14 protein-coding genes and 3 pseudogenes are annotated in these 19,856 nt (G+C 73.2%); 10 read left to right on the top strand and 7 right to left on the bottom strand.

All coding sequences use genetic code 11. From position 1 onward, the window contains the following. Nucleotides 1–30: 30 nt before the first annotated feature. Genes BN2279_RS15385 through BN2279_RS15370 form a run of 4 tightly spaced genes read left to right on the top strand, consistent with a single transcriptional unit; the run spans nt 31 to nt 4,792 of the window. On the top strand, nt 31–657 hold the full coding sequence (locus BN2279_RS15385; protein WP_059009945.1) for a PadR family transcriptional regulator: 627 nt from the start codon (nt 31–33) through the stop codon (nt 655–657). After that, nucleotides 654–1,382, top strand: a complete 729-nt coding sequence (locus BN2279_RS15380) for an ABC transporter ATP-binding protein (RefSeq protein ID WP_059009943.1) — start codon at nt 654–656, stop codon at nt 1,380–1,382. The genes BN2279_RS15385 and BN2279_RS15380 overlap by 4 nt, the downstream gene beginning before the upstream one ends. Beyond that, nucleotides 1,379–4,201: an ABC transporter permease gene (locus tag BN2279_RS15375; protein WP_059009941.1), complete on the top strand. Its 2,823-nt coding sequence runs from the start codon at nt 1,379–1,381 to the stop codon at nt 4,199–4,201. Before BN2279_RS15380 ends, BN2279_RS15375 begins: the two co-directional genes overlap by 4 nt. A gap of 21 nt (nt 4,202–4,222) precedes the next feature. Continuing rightward, the gene (locus tag BN2279_RS15370) at nt 4,223–4,792 is read left to right on the top strand and encodes a bacterial proteasome activator family protein (protein ID WP_059009940.1); all 570 of its coding nucleotides are present in this window, start codon (nt 4,223–4,225) and stop codon (nt 4,790–4,792) included. A 76-nt stretch (nt 4,793–4,868) separates the two neighbouring features. Here BN2279_RS15370 and BN2279_RS15365 read toward each other — a convergent pair. From BN2279_RS15365 to pdhA (BN2279_RS15355), 3 genes and pseudogenes are all read right to left on the bottom strand, one after another. Beyond that, a pseudogene (locus tag BN2279_RS15365) lies at nt 4,869–6,322 on the bottom strand (dihydrolipoamide acetyltransferase family protein). 25 nt (nt 6,323–6,347) lie between these two features. After that, nucleotides 6,348–7,328, bottom strand: a complete 981-nt coding sequence (locus BN2279_RS15360) for an alpha-ketoacid dehydrogenase subunit beta (RefSeq protein WP_059009938.1) — start codon at nt 7,326–7,328, stop codon at nt 6,348–6,350. A 5-nt stretch (nt 7,329–7,333) separates the two neighbouring features. Beyond that, nucleotides 7,334–8,512 (bottom strand): annotated as a pseudogene (gene pdhA, locus BN2279_RS15355) (pyruvate dehydrogenase (acetyl-transferring) E1 component subunit alpha). 364 nt (nt 8,513–8,876) lie between these two features. On the opposite strand from pdhA (BN2279_RS15355), the gene BN2279_RS15350 reads away from it, so the two are divergent. The 5 genes and pseudogenes from BN2279_RS15350 (at nt 8,877) to BN2279_RS30655 (ending at nt 12,791) form a co-directional block, all read left to right on the top strand. After that, nucleotides 8,877–9,536, top strand: coding sequence for a response regulator (locus BN2279_RS15350; protein WP_059009937.1), 660 nt, complete (start codon nt 8,877–8,879; stop codon nt 9,534–9,536). An 80-nt stretch (nt 9,537–9,616) separates the two neighbouring features. Beyond that, a complete protein-coding gene (gene pdhA / locus BN2279_RS15345) occupies nt 9,617–10,795 on the top strand; it encodes a pyruvate dehydrogenase (acetyl-transferring) E1 component subunit alpha (RefSeq protein WP_059009935.1) in 1,179 nt (392 codons plus the stop codon). 5 nt (nt 10,796–10,800) lie between these two features. Then, nucleotides 10,801–11,781, top strand: coding sequence for an alpha-ketoacid dehydrogenase subunit beta (locus tag BN2279_RS15340; RefSeq protein WP_059009932.1), 981 nt, complete (start codon nt 10,801–10,803; stop codon nt 11,779–11,781). A gap of 25 nt (nt 11,782–11,806) precedes the next feature. Continuing rightward, a pseudogene (locus BN2279_RS27775) lies at nt 11,807–12,550 on the top strand (biotin/lipoyl-containing protein); the annotation flags it as partial. Further along, complete coding sequence (locus BN2279_RS30655; protein ID WP_059009929.1) at nt 12,480–12,791, top strand: pyridoxamine 5'-phosphate oxidase family protein; 312 nt, start codon at nt 12,480–12,482, stop codon at nt 12,789–12,791. The pseudogene BN2279_RS27775 and the gene BN2279_RS30655, both read left to right, overlap by 71 nt. A 16-nt stretch (nt 12,792–12,807) precedes the next feature. On the opposite strand, the gene BN2279_RS15325 is transcribed toward BN2279_RS30655, so the two are convergent. Beyond that, nucleotides 12,808–13,851 carry a phosphotransferase gene (locus BN2279_RS15325; RefSeq protein ID WP_059009927.1) on the bottom strand — a complete coding sequence of 348 codons (1,044 nt, stop codon included), beginning with the start codon at nt 13,849–13,851 and terminating at the stop codon, nt 12,808–12,810. After that, entirely contained in the window at nt 13,838–15,502 is a 1,665-nt protein-coding gene (locus BN2279_RS15320) for a protein kinase domain-containing protein (protein ID WP_079032185.1), read from the bottom strand. Before BN2279_RS15320 ends, BN2279_RS15325 begins: the two co-directional genes overlap by 14 nt. Nucleotides 15,503–15,752: 250 nt before the next feature. Between BN2279_RS15320 and BN2279_RS15315 the strand changes: the two genes are divergently transcribed. Further along, a complete protein-coding gene (locus tag BN2279_RS15315) occupies nt 15,753–17,369 on the top strand; it encodes a protein kinase domain-containing protein (RefSeq protein WP_059010864.1) in 1,617 nt (538 codons plus the stop codon). Between the two features lie 16 nt (nt 17,370–17,385). Here BN2279_RS15315 and BN2279_RS15310 read toward each other — a convergent pair whose 3' ends face one another. Together BN2279_RS15310 and BN2279_RS15305 are read right to left on the bottom strand one after the other, a co-directional pair. After that, entirely contained in the window at nt 17,386–18,210 is an 825-nt protein-coding gene (locus tag BN2279_RS15310) for a maleylpyruvate isomerase family mycothiol-dependent enzyme (RefSeq protein ID WP_059009925.1), read from the bottom strand. Between the two features lie 265 nt (nt 18,211–18,475). Then, on the bottom strand, nt 18,476–19,759 hold the full coding sequence (locus tag BN2279_RS15305; protein WP_059009922.1) for a M18 family aminopeptidase: 1,284 nt from the start codon (nt 19,757–19,759) through the stop codon (nt 18,476–18,478). Between the last annotated feature and the right edge of the window lie 97 nt (nt 19,760–19,856).

Here is a 19,856-nt window from a genome sequence, read left to right as displayed (position 1 = left end):
CCGGGCGCATACTCGGTATACATACTCGGTATGTCAATCAGATACGGGCTGCTGGCCCTCCTGGAACAGGGGCCGCGCTACGGCTCGCAGCTCCGTACCGAGTTCGAGACCCGCACCGGCGCCACCTGGCCGCTCAACATCGGCCAGGTCTACACGACACTGGGCCGCCTCGAACGGGACGGCCTGATCGTCCCCGAGGGCGGCGGCGACGCCAAGCAGCAGCTCTACGCCATCACGGACGAGGGCCGCCGGGAACTCGGTGACTGGTTCAGCCAGCCCGTGGACCGCACCCAGCCGTCCCGGGACGAACTCGCCATCAAGCTGGCGATGGCCGTGGGCACCCCCGGCGTCGACGTCGCCCGCATCATCCAGGCGCAGCGCCGCCACACGCTCGCCGCCATGCAGGACTACACCCGGCTGAAGGCGCGCGCCCTGGCCGCGGAGCCCGAGAGCGGCGACGACATCGCCTGGCTGCTGGTGCTGGAACAGCTCATCTTCTTCGCGGAGGCCGAAAGCCGCTGGCTGGACCACTGCGAGTCCCGCCTGCTGCGGCTCGCCGCCCGCCCGCGCCCGGTGGAACCGGCCCCGCGCCCACCGGCCGACGCCCAGGCGCCGGCCGACGACCGGCCGAAGGCCCGAGGGGGGACCTCGTCATGACCGCCACACCCGTCCTGCGGCTCGCCGCGCTCACCCGCGTCCACGGCTCGGGACCCACCGCCGTGCACGCCCTGAAGGGCGTCGATCTCTCCGTCCACGCGGGGGAGTTCGTCGCCGTCATGGGCCCGTCCGGATCCGGCAAGTCCACGCTGCTGACCCTGGCGGGCGGGCTGGACACCGCGACCGGGGGCCAGGTCCTGGTCGAGGGGCACGACCTCGGCGCGCTCAGCCGCGCCCGGCTGGCCAAGATCAGGCGCACCAGCGTCGGTTACGTCTTCCAGGACTACAACCTGATCCCCGCCCTGACCGCCGCCGAGAACATCGCGCTCCCCCGCGAACTGGACGGCGTCGCCGCCCGCACCGCGCGCCGCGAGGCGCTCGCCGCGCTCGACGAGATCGGGCTGTCCGAACTCGCCGACCGTTTCCCCGACGAGATGTCCGGCGGGCAGCAGCAGCGCGTCGCCATCGCCCGCGCCCTGGTCGGCGAGCGCCGCCTCGTCCTGGCCGACGAGCCCACCGGGGCGTTGGACTCCGAGACCGGCGAGGCTGTTCTCGCCCTGCTCCGCAGGCGCTGCGACGAGGGCGCCGCCGTCGTCCTGGTCACCCACGAGTCCCGCTACGCCGCCTGGGCCGACCGGGTCGTCTTCCTGCGCGACGGCACCATCGTGGACCAGACCGCCGCCGGGTCGGCCGAGACGCTGCTGGCCGGCGGGGGCACCCGGTGAGCCGGTTCTCCTCCTGGCGGCTCGCGCTGCGCATAGCGCGGCGCGACGCGCGGCGTGCCAAGGGCCGCAGTGCCCTGGTCGTCGCGATGATCGCGCTGCCGATCCTCGGCGTGACCGCCGCCGACCTGGCCGTGCGCAGCGGGGACCTGTCCGGGGCGGAGCAGCTCACCCGCGACATCGGGCAGGCCGACGCGCGGTTCTCCGTGGAGACCCCCGGCGGTCCGCTGTTCCAGTCGCCCGACGGCATGGACATGCAGTTCCTCACCGACGACGACTGGGCCACCACCGCCGAACGCCCGATGGACGAGGTCGAGGACACCCTGGCCGGTCTGCTGCCCGACGGGACCGAGCTGCTGACGGACTTCACGGTCGAGGGGGTCGTCGACACCGGCTCCGGACTGCTGAACACCGAGATCAGGGAGCTGGACGCGGCCCACCCGGTGACCGAGGGCATGATGACCCTGCTGCGCGGCGGCTTCCCGGAGGGAGCCGGGCAGGTCGCGGTGACCGAGGGGTTCCTCGCCGACAGCGGTCTGGACATCGGCTCCGAGCTGCGTTTCACGGGCCGCGAGGGCGCGTTCCGGATCACCGGCGTCTACGAGCTGCCGGACGACCTCGACGGTTCCCAGCTCGTGGCGCCGCCCGCCAGCGTGCTGCCGCTGTCCGACCAGACCGCCGTCTGGGACCCGCTGCCCACCGTTCTCGCCGTGGTGCCCGGGGGCGGCGTCCCCTGGCCGACGGTCGTGGCCGCCAACGAGCACGGTCTCAGCGCCGTCTCCCGCGACGTGCTCGCCGACCCGCCCGCCGACGCGGACGTGCCGCTGTGGGCCGACGGCGGCTCCCCCGACTGGTACCGGCCCGGCGTGGACACCACCTTCGTCGCGGCGACCGTCACCGCCGTCTCGCTGGTGGTCCTGGAGATCTGCCTGCTGGCCGGCCCCGCCTTCGCGGTCGGCGCCCGCCGCTCGCGACGGCAGCTCGGCCTGGTCGGGGCCAATGGCGGCGACCGCCGCCACCTGCGGGCCATCATGCTCTCCGGCGGCGTGGTGCTCGGCGCCGTCGCCGCCGTCATCGGCGTCCTGGGCGGCATCGCCCTCACCCTGGCCGCCCACCCGCTGATCGAGGAGCGGACCGGGAAACGGTTCGGCGCCTGGGACTTCCGCCCGGCGGAGCTGGCCGGGATCGCCGTGCTGGCCGTCGTCGTCGGCCTGCTCGCCGCCGCCATCCCGGCGTACAACGCCGCCCGCGGCAGCGTGCTGGAGTCGCTCGGCGGACGCCGCGGGGTCCGCCGCGGGAGCCGCGCGCTGCCCGTGATCGGCTCGATCATGCTGGTCGCGGGGGCCGGTGTGGCCCTCTTCGGCGGCTTGGTCTCCGACCGGACCGATCTGGTCGCGCTCGGCGCGGTCACGGCCGAACTGGGCCTCGTCGCCCTCACCCCGGCCCTGGTCGGCGCCTGCGGCCGGCTGGGCCGCCGGCTGCCCCTGGCGGGCCGCCTCGCGCTGCGCGACGCCGCCCGCAACCGGGGCCGCACCGCGCCCGCCGTCGCGGCCGTGCTGGCCGCCGTCGCGGGCACCGTCGCGGTGTCCACCATCCTCGTCAGCGACGACGCCCAGAACCGCGCCGAGTACACCGCGATCCTTCCCGAGGGCACGGTGCGGCTCATCGCCTACTCCGTCGAGGAGCGGGAGTCGCTGGACGGGGCCCGCGAGGTGGCCGAACGGGAGCTGCCCGTCGCCGAGCGCGCCGACTACGGCGAGGTGAGGTCCGTGGACGCGGTGTGCGACGCGGACGACGTGCTCGCCGGCGCGGACTGCGGCACCGTGAGTCTGGCCGTGGCCCCCGGACAGCTCTGCCCGCTGTCGGAGACCGGCGCGGAGAACCTGCCGGTCGAGGAGCGCCGCGCGCTGGACCAGGATCCCCGCTGCGCGGACGAGGAGTCCCTCGGGATCGGGAGCACCACGCTGTACGTGGGCGGCCCCGAACTGCTGAGCGTCCTCGGCGTCGCGGACGGCGAGGTCCGCCGCGCCGCGGAGGCCCTGGACCGGGGCGAGGCCGTCGTCTTCGGCGACCGGTACGTGTCACCGTCCGGGGAGGTGACGCTGGAGGTGTGGCGCCACGACGCCCCCGACGGGAACGAGGCGTCCGCGCCCGACATCACGGCCGCCTTCACCGCGCACCGGGTGGACGGCGAGAGCTACGGCGTGCCGGGCCTGATCACGCCCGAGACCGCCGAGGCCGCCGGGCTGACCGTGACGGAGACCGGCACCCTCTACTCGACCACCGAGGTGCCCTCCCGGGGCGAGAAGAGCGCGTTCGAGGGCTCCCTCACGGCACTCGGCGTCGCGCCGTGGAGCTACATCGAGGACGGCTACGACGGCGGGTCCGACACGACCCTGCTGATCCTCACCCTCGCCGCGCTGGTCATCACCCTCGGCGCCGCCGGGATCGCCACCGGCCTGGCCCAGGCCGACTCCGAGGCCGACCTGGCCACGCTGGCGTCGGTCGGCGCGTCACCCCGCGTCCGCCGTACCCTCTCCGGACTTCAGTGCGGGTTGATCGCCGCCATGGGCGTCCTGCTCGGCGCGGTCTCCGGACTGATCCCGGCGATCGGCCTGCGGCTGGCCCAGCACCGGTTCGAGGTGGACCAGTGGGAGCGGGGGTGGGCCGGGGGATGGATGACCGGGGCGAAACCCGAGCTGTTCATCGAGCTGCCCTGGGCGACGTTCGCGCAGCTCATCGTGGTGGTGCCGCTGCTCGCCTGCGGGCTCGCGGCGCTCCTGACCCGCTCCCGTGTCCACCTCGCGCGGCGAGCGGGGTGAGGCGCGTTGCATGATGGGGGTATGACTCAGCCGAGGAACGAACCACCGCACGAGAACTCGCAGATCCTGGTCGTGGGACCGGACGGGATGGCGCTCAGCGGCGCCATGGCCCGGGGCGGTGGCGAGGGCGACGAGGGACAGTCGCGGGAGACCCCGCTGACCGAGATGGTGGAACAGCCGGCGAAAGTCATGCGGATCGGCAGCATGATCAAGCAGCTCCTGGAGGAGGTCAAGGCCGCGCCGCTGGACGAGGCCAGCCGGGCCCGGCTGAAGGAGATCCACGCCAGCTCCGTGAAGGAGCTGGAGGAGGGCCTGGCGCCGGAGCTGGTCGAGGAGCTGGGACGGCTGTCGCTGCCGTTCACCCACGACAGCGTGCCGACCGAGGCGGAGCTGCGGATCGCCCAGGCGCAGCTCGTCGGCTGGCTCGAAGGGCTGTTCCACGGAATTCAGACGGCGCTCTTCGCCCAGCAGATGGCGGCCCGCGCGCAGCTCGAACAGATGCGCAGGGCGCTGCCGCCGGGCGCGCTGGGCGAGGAGGGCGGGGAGCAGGGCGACACGCGCGGCGGCGCCCGCTCGGGGCCCTACCTGTAGCGGATCCGTCCGCGACGGGACGGCCCCCGGAGCGATCGGCGCTCCGGGGGCCGCCGCGCGGGTCCGCGCGGGCCGTTCAGCCCCAGGTGACGAGGCGTCGGGGGCGTTCGAGGACGTCCGCGACGTCGCGCAGCACCTTCGAGCCCAGTTCGCCGTCGACCAGCCGGTGGTCGAACGACAGGGCCAGGGTGGTGACGTGGCGCGGTACGACCTTGCCCTTGTGCACCCATGGCTGCTGCCGGATCGCGCCGAACGCGAGGATGGCGGACTCGCCGGGGTTGAGGATCGGGGTGCCGGTGTCGATGCCGAAGACCCCGATGTTGGTGATCGTCACCGTGCCGCCGCGCATGGCCGCCGGTGGCGTCCTGCCCTCCCTGGCCGTGGTGACCAGCTCGGTCAGCGCCCGCGACAGCCCGGCCAGGGTCAACGCCGCCGCGTCCTTGATGTTCGGCACCATCAGGCCCCGGGGCGTGGCCGCCGCGATACCGAGGTTGACGCGGTCCTTGTAGACGATCTCCTGGCGCTCCTCGTCCCAGGAGGCGTTGATCTCCGGGTTGCGGCGGATCGCGATCAGCAGCGCCCTGGCCACCAGCAGCAGCGGGTTCACCCGCAGCCCGGCCATGTCGGGGTCCTGCCTGAGCCGTTCGACCAGCTTCACCGTGCGGGTGACGTCCACCGTCACGAACTCCGTGACGTGCGGCGCGGTGAACGCGCTGTCCACCATCGCCAGCGCGGTCGCCTTCCGCACCCCCTTGACCGGCACCCGCCGCTCCCCGTGCTCCGCCGTCACGGCGGCCTCCGGGACCTCGGCGGCCTCGGGGGCCGCCGTGACGGGGGAGAACCTGTCCATTGTCCACATCTGCCGCCGCCGAAGAAGAGGATAGTGGGACTCACAGTCTGTGATGTATAATGCATGCAGCAGCAAATGGCCTGGGGGGTGGGCCGGTCGGCGGCGGCCCGTACGTCCTCCCGGGTGACGACACCGTCCTGACCGGTCGGCCTCACCGACGCCAGATCGATCCCCAGATCCTTCGCCAGCTTCCGCACCGGAGGCTTGGCCAGCGGCTTCCCGGCCTCGGGAACGTCCTCCCGCGCGGCCGGGACCCGGGCCCCGGCCTCCGCCGCCGGGGACGCGCGGCGCGGACGGCGCTTCGCCGCCGCCGTCGAGACGCCGTAGCCGACCAGCACCGGCTGCCGGCCCTCCGGCGCCGCTTCCCCGCCGGCGGCGACTCCGGAGGCGCCCCCGGGAGCGTCCGGGGCGCTCTCCCCGGCGGGGCCGGTGTCGATCCTGATGATCGGCGTGCCGACATCGACCGTGGCCCCCTCCTCGAAGAGGAGCTACCGGACCTCGCCGTCGTACGGAGTGGGCAGCTCGGCCGGGGCGTGGGCGGTCGCGACCTCGACCACCACCTGGCCGTCGGTCACCGTGTCACCCGGCCGGACCAGCCACTTCAGGATCTCCGCCTCCGTGAGCCCCTCGCCCACGTCCGGCATCTTGAACTCTCGGTAGCGCTGTGCCTCAGCGGCCATCGTCACGACTCTCCTCAGCCTTTCCTCAGTACGCCAAGGCGCGATCGACGCACTCCAGCACCCGGTCCAGCCCGGGGAGGTACTCCTCCTCCAGCCGGGCCGGCGGATACGGCGCGTGGAACCCGCCGACGCGCAGTACCGGGGCCTGAAGGTGGTAGAAGCAGCGCTCCGTGATCCGGGCCGCCACCTCCGCACCCGCCCCGAAGAAGACCGGCGCCTCGTGCGCCACCACCAGCCGGCCGGTCTTCTCCACCGACCACTGGAGCGTGTCGAAGTCGATCGGGGAGACCGACCGCAGGTCGATCACCTCCAGCGACACCCCGTCTTCCTCGGCCGCCACCGCCGCCGCCAGCGCGGTCTTCACGGTGGGACCGTACGCCACCAGCGTGAGATCCGTGCCGGGCCGGACCACCCTCGCCGGAGGCACCGGCCGGGGGAGGGCCGCCGGGTCCACCTCGCCCGTGTCCCAGTACCTGGCCTTGGGCTCGAAGAAGATCACCGGAGCGACGCACTCGATGGCCTGCTGGAGCATCCAGTACGCGTCCGCCGGATTCCCCGGCGCGACGATCTTCAGCCCCGCCACATGCGCGAACAGCGCCTCCGGCGACTCCGAATGGTGCTCCACCGCGCCGATGCCGCCGCCGAACGGGATGCGGACGACGACCGGCAGCTTGACCTTCCCCAGCGACCTGGCGTGCATCTTCGCCAACTGGGTGACGATCTGGTCGTAGGCGGGGTACACGAACCCGTCGAACTGGATCTCCGCGATCGGCCGGTAGCCGCGCAGCGCCAGCCCGATCGCCGTCCCGATGATCCCCGACTCGGCCAGCGGCGTGTCGATGACGCGGTCCTCGCCGAAGTCCTTCTGCAACCCGTCGGTGATCCGGAAGACGCCGCCCAGCTTGCCGACGTCCTCGCCCATCACCAGCACCTTCGGGTCGCTCTCCAGCGCCTTGCGCAGCGAGGAGTTGAGCGCCTTGGCCATCGCCATTCTCTCGGCAGCCATGTCTGTCAGACCCCCTCGTGCCCGTGGCCGGCCCCGTGGTCCGCGAAGCCGGCCAGATACGCCGCGTACCCGGCCCGCTCCTCGTCCACCAGCGTGTGGCCGTCGGCGTAGGTGTGCTCGAAGATCGCCATGCCATCGGGGTCGGGCATGGTCCTGATGGCCTCCCGGACCCGCCGGGCCATCGTGTCGCTCTCCCGCTCCAGATCCGCGAAGAACGCCTCGTCCGCCGCGTCCTCGCGCTCCAGGCAGCGGCGCAGCCGCAGGATCGGGTCCTTCGCCTCCCAGACCTCCAGCTCCTCGTCGCGGCGGTAGCGGGTCGGGTCGTCCGACGTCGTGTGCGCGCCCATCCGGTACGTGTACGCCTCCACCAGCATCGGCCCCTGGCCGGTGCGCACGTGCTCGGCGGCGGCGCGGGTCACTCCGAGCACGGCGAGCACCTCGCTCCCGCCGCCGCCGCCCCCGGCGAAGCCGTACCCGGCGGCCCGCTGGAAGAGCGGGACGCGCTACTGGCGCTCGGTGGGCTCGGAGATGGCCCACTGGTTGTTCTGGCAGAAGAAGACGACGGGCGCGTTGTACACGGCGGCGAACGTGAACGCCTCCGCCACGTCGCCCTGGCTCGACGCCCCGTCACCGAAGTAGGCCACCACCGCCGAGTCCGAGCCGTCCTTGGCGACGCCCATCGCGTACCCGGTCGCGTGCAGCGCCTGCGAGCCGATGACGATGGTGTAGAGGTGGAAGTTGTTGCTGTTCGGGTCCCAGCCACCGTGGTTGACGCCCCGGAACATGCCGAGCAGCAGCGTCGGGTCCACGCCGCGGCACCAGGCGACGCCGTGCTCGCGGTAGGTCGGGAACACGTAGTCGTCGTCGCGCAGCGCCCGGCCCGAGCCGATCTGGGCCGCCTCCTGGCCCAGCAGCGAGGGCCACAGGCCCAGTTCGCCCTGGCGCTGGAGCGCGGTGGCCTCGGCGTCGAACCGCCGGGTGAGGACCATGTCCCGGTACAGGCCGCGCAGTTGCCCGGGGGTGGTCTCCAGCGCGTAGTCGGGGTGCTCGACGCGTTCTCCCTCGGGGGTGAGAAGCTGCACCATCTCGGGGCGCGGGGGCCGCTTCCGCGCGGCGGCGGTCGTCGTCTTCTTTGTCGCGGCCCGGCGCGGCTTCGCGCGCGGCGCGGTGCGTTCCACGGTCACTCGTGCTCCTCCGTCGGTCCGGCCCCCGGGGTCTCCGGGCGGCCTGGTACGGGCTCGTCCGGTCCCGTACGGCGCACGGGGTGGGGTGCGGCGCGGACGGAACCGAGCGGTGTCGTGTCCGTTCGTGTCCCGTTCGATGGCCCCATAAGAGCACGGTATCCAGTCGGATCTCAACCCGAGAAAGCGCCCCTGACCTGCGGATTTACCTGGAAATCCAAGTAGTTGTCGAGGTCGTGGAACGGCACTGGTCCAAGCCTTGCAGGACGCTGGGACCCTTGCACGTTAACGCGGCCGGGCGGGTCGCGGGAAGAGCCGGGCAGGGCGGGAAGGAGCGCCGCCCCGGCTCCTGTGTGAGACTGGCCCTGTGGGCGAAAACGGATCAATCACCGTATTCCTCCTCGACGATCACGAGGTGGTCCGCCGCGGCGTGCACGAGATGCTCGCCATGGAACCCGACATCGAGGTGGTCGGCGAGGCCGGCCCCGCCGCCGACGCCCTGTCCCGCATCCCCGCCGTCCGGCCCGACGTGGCCGTGCTCGACGTCCGGCTCCCCGACGGCAGCGGCGTCGAGGTCTGCCGCGAGGTCCGCTCCCGCGACGAGTCGATCCGCTGCCTGATGCTCACCTCCTACGCGGACGACGAGGCGCTGTTCGACGCGATCATGGCCGGTGCCTCGGGGTATGTCCTCAAGGCGATCCGGGGGACGGAGCTGCTGTCCGCCGTCCGCGACGTCGCCGCCGGCAAGTCGCTGCTCGACCCCGACGCGACCCAGCGCGTCCTGGCCCGCCTGCGCGGCGGCCCCGGCGAGGGCGACGACCGGCTGGCCCGGCTCACCGACCAGGAGCGCCGCATCCTCGACCTGATCGGCGACGGGCTGACCAACCGGGCGATCGGCGAGGAGCTGCACCTCGCCGAGAAGACGATCAAGAACTACGTGTCCAGTCTGCTGTCCAAGCTGGGCATGGAACGCCGCTCGCAGGCCGCCGCCTACGTCGCCAGGCTCCAGGCCGAGAAACGGCGCTGAGCGCGGCCCCGCGCACGGGAAACGGGACCAACGCCCCGGCCGCCCGGGACCCCGGGGGCCGGACCGACGGAGGAGCACGAGTGACCGTGGAACGCACCGCGCCGCGCGCGAAGCCGCGCCGGGCCGCGACAAAGAAGACGACGACCGCCGCCGCGCGGAAGCGGCCCCCGCGCCCCGAGATGGTGCAGCTTCTCACCCCCGAGGGAGAACGCGTCGAGCACCCCGACTACGCGCTGGAGACCACCCCCGGGCAACTGCGCGGCCTGTACCGGGACATGGTCCTCACCCGGCGGTTCGACGCCGAGGCCACCGCGCTCGAGCGCGGGGGCGAACGGGGCCGGGGGCCCTCGCTGCGGGGCCAGGAGGCGGCCGAGATCGGCTCGGGCCGGGCGGTGCGCGACGTCGACTACGTGTTCCCGACCTCCGGCGAGCACGGGGTCGCCTGGTGCCGCGGGGTGGAACCGACGCTGCTGCTCGGCATGTTCCGGGGCGTCAACCACGGTGGCTGGGACCCGAACAGCAACAACTTCCACCTCTACACCATCGTCATCGGCTCGCAGGCGCTGCACGCGACCGGGTACGCGATGGGCGTCGCCAAGGACGGCTCGGACTCGGCGGTGGTGGCCTACTTCGGTGACGGGGCGTCGAGCCAGGGCGACGTGGCGGAGGCGTTCACGTTCGCCGCCGTGTACAACGCGCCCGTCGTCTTCTTCTGCCAGAACAACCAGTGGGCCATCTCCGAGCCCACCGAGCGCCAGTCGCGCGTCCCGCTCTACCAGCGGGCCGCCGGGTACGGCTTCCCCGGCGTCCGCGTCGACGGGAACGACGTGCTCGCCGTGCTCGCCGTGACCCGCGCCGCCGCCGAGCACGTGCGCACCGGCCAGGGGCCGATGCTGGTGGAGGCGTACACGTACCGGATGGGCGCGCACACGACGTCGGACGACCCGACCCGCTACCGCCGCGACGAGGAGCTGGAGGTCTGGGAGGCGAAGGACCCGATCCTGCGGCTGCGCCGCTGCCTGGAGCGCGAGGACGCGGCGGACGAGGCGTTCTTCGCGGATCTGGAGCGGGAGAGCGACACGATGGCCCGGCGGGTCCGGGAGGCCATCAGGACCATGCCCGACCCCGATGGCATGGCGATCTTCGAGCACACCTACGCCGACGGCCACACGCTGGTGGACGAGGAGCGGGCCGGGTACGCGGCGTATCTGGCCGGCTTCGCGGACCACGGGGCCGGCCACGGGCACGAGGGGGTCTGACAGACATGGCTGCCGAGAGAATGGCGATGGCCAAGGCGCTCAACTCCTCGCTGCGCAAGGCGCTGGAGAGCGACCCGAAGGTGCTGGTGATGGGCGAGGACGTCGGCAAGCTGGGCGGCGTCTTCCGGATCACCGACGGGTTGCAGAAGGACTTCGGCGAGGACCGCGTCATCGACACGCCGCTGGCCGAGTCGGGGATCATCGGGACGGCGATCGGGCTGGCGCTGCGCGGCTACCGGCCGATCGCGGAGATCCAGTTCGACGGGTTCGTGTACCCCGCCTACGACCAGATCGTCACCCAGTTGGCGAAGATGCACGCCAGGTCGCTGGGGAAGGTCAAGCTGCCGGTCGTCGTCCGCATCCCGTTCGGCGGCGGCATCGGCGCGGTGGAGCACCATTCGGAGTCGCCGGAGGCGCTGTTCGCGCATGTGGCGGGGCTGAAGATCGTCGCGCCGGGGAATCCGGCGGACGCGTACTGGATGCTCCAGCAGGCCATCGAGTGCGACGATCCGGTGATCTTCTTCGAGCCCAAGGCCAGGTACTGGGACAAGGGCGAGGTGGACACGGCGGGCATCCCCGGGCCGCTGCACGCGGCGAAGGTGGTCCGGCCCGGCACGGATCTCACGCTGGTGGCGTACGGTCCCACCGTGAAGACCGCGCTGGCGGCGGCGGTGGCGGCCGAGGAAGACGGGGTGTCGCTGGAGGTGATCGACCTGCGGTCGGTCTCCCCGATCGACTTCGACACGCTCCAGTGGTCGGTGGAGAAGACCGGCCGGCTGGTGGTGGCGCACGAGGCGCCGGTCTTCTTCGGGGCGGGTGCGGAGGTGGCGGCCCGGATCACGGAGCGCTGCTTCTACCACCTTCAGGCCCCGGTACTGCGCGTCGGCGGGTTCCACGCGCCGTATCCGCCGGCCCGGCTGGAGGAGGAGTACCTCCCCGGGCTGGACCGGGTGCTGGAGTGCGTCGATCGCGCCTTGGCGTACTGAGGAAAGGCTGAGGAGAGTCGTGACGATGGCCGCTGAGGCACAGCGCTACCGAGAGTTCAAGATGCCGGACGTGGGCGAGGGGCTCACGGAGGCGGAGATCCTGAAGTGGCTGGTCCGGCCGGGTGACACGGTGACCGACGGCCAGGTGGTGGTCGAGGTCGAGACCGCCAAGGCCGCGGTCGAGCTGCCCATTCCGTACGACGGCGAGGTCCGTGAGCTCCTCTTCGAGGAGGGGACCACGGTCGATGTCGGCACGCCGATCATCAGGATCGACACCGGCCCCGCCGGGGAGAGCGCCCCGGACGCTCCCGGGGGCGCCTCCGGAGGCGCCGCCGGCGGGGAAGCGGCGCCGGAGGGCCGGCAGCCGGTGCTGGTCGGCTACGGCGTCTCGACGGCGGCGGCGAAGCGCCGTCCGCGCCGCGCGTCCCCGGCGGCGGAGGCCGGGGCCCGGGTCCCGGCCGCGCGGGAGGACGTTCCCGAGGCCGGGAAGCCGCTGGCCAAGCCTCCGGTGCGGAAGCTGGCGAAGGATCTGGGGATCGATCTGGCGTCGGTGAGGCCGACCGGTCAGGACGGTGTCGTCACCCGGGAGGACGTACGGGCCTGGGTAAAAGAGACAGCCCGATGCCCCCCACGACCCCGACGACCTGCTCGCGCGGGCGCTGCGGCTGCTGCCCCGCGTCCCGCACGGCCACGCCGCCGTGACGTGGCACGCCCTGCCGCGCGTCGTGCCCGCCTGCCACGTGGTGACCGGCGGCCTGGTGCTGCTGCGCGTCCCCACCGGCCGGGCCGGCGCCCGCGTCCTGGACGGCTCGGTGGTGGCGTACGAGGCCAACAACCACGGCGGCGACGGCCCGCCCTGGGGTGCCCAGCTCATCGGCACCGCGACCCTCGCCGACCCCGACGCGTCGCGCCGCGCCGCCTTCCCGCCCGCCCGGCCCCGCCCCGGGGACCTGGAGCCGGCCTACCTGTGCCTCACCCCCCGCTTCGCCGCCGTGCGCGGCGCCGCCTAGGAGCCGGGGCGCGCGCTCAGTCGCAGAAGCTGTCCCGCACGGCGGGCGCGTGGCGCGTCCACCAGCCGACCAGCGCGGCGGCGGCCGGGAACTGGTGGTCGGCGCGGCGGTCCTGCCGTTCGTAGTGCCAGCGCAGCATCCAGAAGTCGTTCAGCCGCTCCCACCACACGCGGTGCACGGCCGCCGCCAGCTCCACCGGCGAGGCACCGGTCGCGGAACGGTACGCGCGGGCGTAGGCCCGCACCTTCGGCAGCTCCAGGCTGCCGTCCGGCCGGAGGAAGAAGATCGCCGCCGCCCGCACGGCCTCCTCCGCCCGGGGCCGCACCGCGAGCCGGTCCCAGTCCACGATGGCCACCGGCTCCACCGGCCCCTCCGTCCGGTACAGCAGGTTCAGCGGGTGGAAGTCGCCGTGCACCCACCCCTCGGCGGGCACCTCGGCGCGGCCGGGCCGCAGATGGGCGTGGTCGCACAGCAGCGTGCGGCGCTCCAGCAGCCGCTGCTCGGCCAGCGCGTCGAAGCGGCTGCGGCACGGGCGGCTGCGGACGCGGACCAGGAGCTGGTCTATGAGCGCCTGCGTTTCGGCGGTCCTGGCCGCCTCCCGCTCGGGTAACCGCCGCGGCGACCACCGCACTATGACCTTCTCCAGCGCCCGGTGCACCCGCCCGAGCAGCGTGCCCAGACGGCGGCTCTGCGTCCGGCTGAGCTGCCCCCCGTCGCGGTGCCTGCCCTCGACCCACGGGTGCAGCGCGTAGTGGTCGCCCCGGTGCACGACGACGGTGTGCCCGTCCCGGTCGGCCAGCGGCGGGGCGACGGGCAGCCCCAACTCGGCCAGCGCCGCCGTCGCGCGGTGCCGGCCGGCCAGGGGTATCACCGCCTGCGGGTCGCCGCCGAGGTGGTGCTTGAGGAAGAACAGGCCATGGGTGGTCGCCACCCGGTACCCCCGGTTGAGCAGCCCTTCGGCGACCGGCGCGCAGGCGACGGGCTCTCCGGCGCCGTAGCGGCTCAGCAGTGCGGTGAGGGTGCGTACGGAGGGCCCGGCCGCCGGATCAGCCGGTGCCACCGGGGCTGTTGGGGTCCGGAGTGCCTACGCTGGTGCCGCCGTTCTCGGCAGTGCCTTCGTCGGTGCCACCGTTGTCGGCAGTGCCGTCGTTGGTGCCGCCGTTCTCGGCAGTGCCTTGGTCCGCCCCGCCGTTCTCGGTGCTGCCCTCATCCGTGCCGCCCGCTCCCGCACCGCCCTCGGCGGTGCCGACGTCCGTCCCGCCCTCGTCGGCCGGGGGTGTGGTCTCCGGGTCCGTCGGCGGGGTCGTCTCCGGCTCGGTCGGCGGCGTGGTCTCCGGCTCGGTCGGGTCCTGGGTCTCGGGCTCGGTCCAGTCGTCGTCCGTCGGCGCCTGGGTGTCATCCGGCGGGGACGGCGTCTCCGGGTCCGTCTCCCGGCCCTCGGTCTCCGTCTCGTTGTCCGGCGTCGACGTCTCCCCCTGCGTGGGGGAGTCGGCCGGGTCGCCGTCCTCGCCGAGGTTGGCCGCGACGAGCACGCCGGCGCCGATGGCGAGCAGGGCGAGCAGCGCGACGAGGATCGTCCGGCCGCGCCGGCCGTCGCCCTCGCCGTGGTCGTCGCGGTCGCCCGCGCCGCCCTTGGGGTCGCCGAGCAGCAGCGGCGCCGCGTACGGCCCGGTCGGGGTGTCGGAGCGGCCCATCGCCGAGGTCGCGGTGCCCATCGGCGGGGTGCCCATGCCCGCGACGGCGCCGGTGTTCCACAGGCCGCGGGTGTGGCCGCCGTGCTCCTGGAGCATCCGCAGCGCGTACTGCACCAGACCGCGCATCTCCTCGGCGGACTGGAACCGGTCGTCCGGGTCCTTGGCGAGCGCGCGCATCACCAGGCCGTCCAGCTCCGGCGGCACCTCCGGCGCCACGTCGGACGGCAGCCGGGGCGTGTCCTGCACGTGCTGGTACACCACGGCGAGCGGTGACTCGCCGACGAACGGCGGGCGCCGCGTGAGCAGTTCGTACAGCAGGCAGCCGACCGCGTACAGGTCGGAGCGGGTGTCGATGACCTTGCCCAGCGCCTGTTCCGGCGAGAGGTACTGCGGCGTGCCCATGACCATGCCGGTCTGCGTCATCGTCTGCGCGGCGCCGTGCAGGGCGCGGGCGATGCCGAAGTCCATCACCTTCACGGTGCCGGTCTCGGTGATGATCACGTTGGCCGGCTTGATGTCCCGGTGCACGATGCCGTGCTGGTGGCTGTAGGCCAGGGCCTCCAGCACGCCGGAGACGATGATCAGCGCCTGCTCGGCGGGCGGCGCCTCGGCGTCGATCAACAGCTCCCTGATGGTCTTGCCGTTGACCAGCTCCATCACGATGTACGGCACGACGCTGTCGCCGACCGGCTCCTCGCCGGAGTCGTACACGGCGACGACCGCGTGGTGGTTGAGCCCCGCGACCGACTGCGCCTCGCGCGTGAAGCGGGCCTTGGAGACCGGGTCCTCGGCCAGGTCGGAGCGCAGCAGCTTCACCGCCACGGGGCGGCCGAGCCGCACGTCCTCCGCGGCGAAGACCTCCGCCATGCCGCCCCGGCCCAGGCGGTGCGTGAGCCGGTAACGCCCGTCGCCCACAAGGCGGTTGCGGCTCCACACGGTCGGCGGCCCGGGCACCTCGCTGCCGGTCGCCCCGGGCTCTTCGTCGCCTGAGCCCGAGGCGCCTTGCTCCTGTGCCATCAGTCCTCGCCGTAGTCGCTGGGTTCCCCGGCAATCAAACCCGCTCCGGGGCCACGCTGACAAGTTGGGCGGGGGTGCCGCCGGTGCCGGACGGACAGCGCGCCTGACGTGCCGGGACGCTCCGGCCGGTCCCCGCGTCGGAACCGGTCCGTATGATGCGCGGCAAGGACAAGCGAGGACAGGCAAGGACAACGGATCGATGCGCCCGGACGCGGAGGCGGACCGGGACGCCGCCCAGGGGGAAAAGCCGATGAGTGACCACGCGCAGCCGCCTGCCGATCTCAGGGGCCGCTCGGTCGGCGGCGGCCGGTACCAGTTGCTCGACGTGCTCGGCACCGGCGGCATGGCGGCGGTGTACCTGGCCAGGGACACCGTGCTCGACCGGCACGTCGCGGTCAAGACCATGCACTCCGCGATGAGCCGCGAGGACGCGTTCCGCGAGCGGTTCAAGCGGGAGGCGCAGTCCGTCGCCCGGCTCGCGCACACCAATATCGTCTCCGTCTTCGACACCGGCGAGGACCGGGTGGACGACGCCCAGGTGCCGTACATCGTCATGGAGTACGTCGAGGGCAAGCCGCTGCGCACGGAGCTGGACGAGGACATCGCCCGGCACGGCGCGATGCCGGCCGACAAGGCGCTGCGCGTCACCTGCGACGTGCTGGCGGCGCTGGAGATCAGCCATGAGGCCGGTCTGGTCCACCGGGACATCAAGCCCGGGAACGTCATGCTCACCCGGCGCGGCGTGGTCAAGGTGATGGACTTCGGCATCGCGCGGGCCACGCAGTCCGGGGTGACGGCGATGACGCAGACCGGCATGGTCGTCGGCACGCCGCAGTACCTGTCGCCCGAGCAGGCGCTGGGGCGGGGCGTGGACGCGCGGTCCGACCTGTACTCGGTGGGCGTGATGCTCTTCGAACTGCTCACCGGGCGGCTGCCGTTCGAGGCGGATTCGGTGCTGGCCATGGCCTACGCGCACGTCCAGGAGGAGCCGCCGGCGCCGTCGTCGTTCAACGCCGCGATCCCGCCGGCCATCGACGCGCTGGTGGCGCGGGCGCTGCGGAAGAACCCCAACGAGCGCCATCCGTCCGCCCCCGCGTTCCGCGCGGAGTGCCTGGGCCTGTCCGACACGATCGCGCCGGGCGCGGCGGCGCCGCGCATCGTGCCGGGCGCGCCGCGGCCGGGCGGCAGCGGCGCGGGCGTGGCGCAGGCCGTCTTCCCGGAGTTCGGCGCCCCGGTCACCTCGCCGTACGCGCCGACCCCGCCGGCCGGGAGCTACGGCTATCCGCAGGGGCGGCCGGCGACGCCGCCCCCGTACGGCGGGGCGCCGACGACGGTCGGCGCGGGCGCGGACGGCGGCTCGGGGCGCAACAGCACCTGGGCGGTGGTGCTGGCGGCCGTGGTCGCGATAGCCGTGGTGGCGGCCGTGGCGGTCGTCGTGGTGCTCAACAACGGTGGCGGCGACGGCGGTACGGCGGAGGCGGACGGCGGCACGGGGACGGAGCAGTCCACCGAACCGGAAGGCGGGGACGACGGCGGCCGGACGGAGCGCCGTTACCAGGAGGGCGACCCGACGCGGACGATCAACTCCTCGGAGTGTGTCGGCGCGGTCGACTACGGCGACCAGGAGAACCACCCGGGCGCGGTGATGATGCCGGACTTCTACGACATCCACATCGACAGCGTGAAGGAGTGCATACGCGACGCGGGCTGGAGCTACGACGAGGAGCTGGTCTACAAGGACGAGGTCCTCAAGGGCGAGGGCATGGTCGTGGACCAGTCGCCGCGCGCCTACGGCCCGTACAACCCGGAGGAGGACGGCCCGATCGTGCTGACCGTCTCGACGGGCTACGAGCCCCTGGAGGAGTGAGCCGGACCCCGGCCCGTCAGTGCGCGACCGGGAAGCCGCCGAGGATGCGTTCGGCGAGGTCCGTGTCGCCCTCGATCTTCACCTTGTCGGCGACCTTCCTGGGCCGCACCCGGCCACCGGCCAGCCGCGTGAACGTCTCCCAGTCGGTCGTGAAGGTCACCACGGGCCCGAGCGAAGGGGCGCTGTCCACGGTGCCGTTGCCGTTCTCGTCCACCCGGACCGTGCGCAGGAACTCGACCGGCCCGTGCACGTCGAACACCACCGCCGACTTCTTCGGCGCGGCGGCCGTCTCCGCGACCGTCTTCGGCAGGCGCTGGAGCAGCACGTCGCGGGCGACGAGGGCGGCGGGGCTGGTGAGGTTGCCCGGGCGGCGCAGCGCGCGGCGCAGGTCCTGCTCGTGGCTCCAGACGTCGAAGACGCGCATCTGGAGGAAGTCGGCCAGCGCCATCTTGCCGTACAGGGGATAGGAGATGATGTCCTCCGGCTTGCGGCGCTCGTTGCGCAGTTGCCGGGAGCGGCGGATGATCGTGTACTCCAGCTCGCTGGTCATCTCGGGGCCGGTGTGGTGCCGGCGGACGTCGACCTGGACCTCCAGGTAGCGGGTGGTCTCGTCGGTGACGTGGTAGAGGTCGCGCGGCAGCGTGTGGATCGGCCGCGGGTCGCCCAGCGCCTCGCACTCGCCGCCGATCACGTGCGAGACGACGTCCCTGACCGACCAGCCGGGGCACTCGGTGGGCCGGTTCCACTCACCGTCCACGAGTGAGGAGACGAGCTCCGATATCGCCTCGATGGACTGGGTCCATGCATCGATAGACGGTTGCAGGCTCGTGTGGACAGTCACGGGACCCCTCGTGGCGGTTCGTCGCTGGGCTTGGGTGTTCACACGGTACGCCGGGCGGGCGTGGCCGGTGAATGCTTTCTGAAGACGAATCCTATGGGTCGGGCCGTGCCGCCAGCCACCTGCGGGGCGGTGGCGGGGCCGGACGATTCCGCCGTGCAGTGCGGTGCCGCCCGGCCCCTGACCTTCAGGATTACGGCCGCGTTTCACGACTCGATGACGGGGCGTCGCCAAGTGCGCGACGGTCGGCTCGCGGATGACGGCCGGTTCAACTGCCGGTAAGAAAGGCGGTCATGGCGTTGGCGAGGAGGAACGGGTCGTCCGCGCCGCAGAGTTCTCGTGCGGAATGCATGGAGAGAATGGCCACGCCGACATCGACGGTGGCGATGCCGTGCCGGGCCGCGGTGATCGGGCCGATGGTGGGGCCGCAGGGCATGGAATTGTTCGACACGAAGGTCTGGTAGGGCACGCGGGCGGCCTCGCAGGCCGCCGCGAAGACGGCGCGGCCGGTGCCGTCGGTGGCGTAGCGCTGGTTCACGTTGACCTTCAGCAGCGGCCCGGCGTTCGCCATCGGGTGGTGCGTGGGGTCGTGCCGCTCGGCGTAGTTGGGGTGCACGGCGTGCCCGGTGTCGGAGGAGAGGCAGAACGACCCGGCCAGCGCCCGTGCCCGCTCCTCGTGGCCGCCGCCGCGGGCGCTGACAGATCGTTTCAGCACGGTCCCCAGCAGCGGCCCCTGGGCGCCGGTGTCGGACTGGCTGCCGTTCTCCTCGTGGTCGAACGCGGCGAGCACCGGGATGTGCGCCGGCTCCCTCCCGGCGACGGCGACCAGCGCGGCGGTCGCGGCGTGCACGGACAGCAGGTTGTCCATCCGGGGACCGGCCAGCAGCTCCCGGTCGCGGCCCAGGTACGCGGGCGGCTCGACGCTGTGCGCCATCAGGTCCCAGCCGAGGACGTCGCGCCCGGCGAGCCCGGCCTCGGCGGCGAGGAACTCGATCAGCTCGCCCTCGCGGGGGGTGCCGATGCCCCACAGGGGCGTCATGTGCTGCTGCCGGTCCAGCTTCAGCCCCTCGTTGACGGCGCGGTCGAGGTGGATGGCCAACTGCGGCACGCGCAGCAGCGGCCGGTCCACGTTGACGAGCGCGGTGGAGCCGTCCCGCAGCGCGAGCCGCCCGGCCAGCCCGAGGTCGCGGTCGAGCCAGGTGTTGAGCAGGGTGCCGCCGTAGATCTCGACGGCGATCTGCTTCCAGCCCGCGCGCCCGGTGTCGGGGAGGGGCTTGACCCGCAGGTTCGGTGAGTCGGTGTGGGCGCCGATGACCCGGAACGGCGTCGCGGCCGTGGCGCCCTCGGGCACGTACCAGGCGATGAGCGCCCCGCCGCGCAGCACGTACTTCCCTCCGGCCTCGCCGTCCCAGACCGCGGTCTCCTCGACCTGCCGGAACCCGGCCTTCTCCAGCCGCGCGGCGGCGGTGGCCACGGCGTGGTAGGGCGACGGCGAGGCCGTGAGGAACCCCATGAGGTCGTCGGTGTGCGCGCGGTCGAAGGGTGCAGTCATGCAGTCAGGATACGAACGCGCCCCCGCCACCGCGCCGTCACCGGACGGCGACGGGCCCCGGTCCCATGGGCGGGGACCGGGGCCCGGGGGGCCGTCG

Origin of the sequence: Streptomyces specialis (assembly GCF_001493375.1) — a bacterium.
Taxonomy (GTDB): domain Bacteria; phylum Actinomycetota; class Actinomycetes; order Streptomycetales; family Streptomycetaceae; genus Streptomyces; species Streptomyces specialis.
The sequence above is the reverse complement of the archived record's forward strand: the minus strand, read 5'-3'. Positions and strand labels throughout refer to the sequence as shown.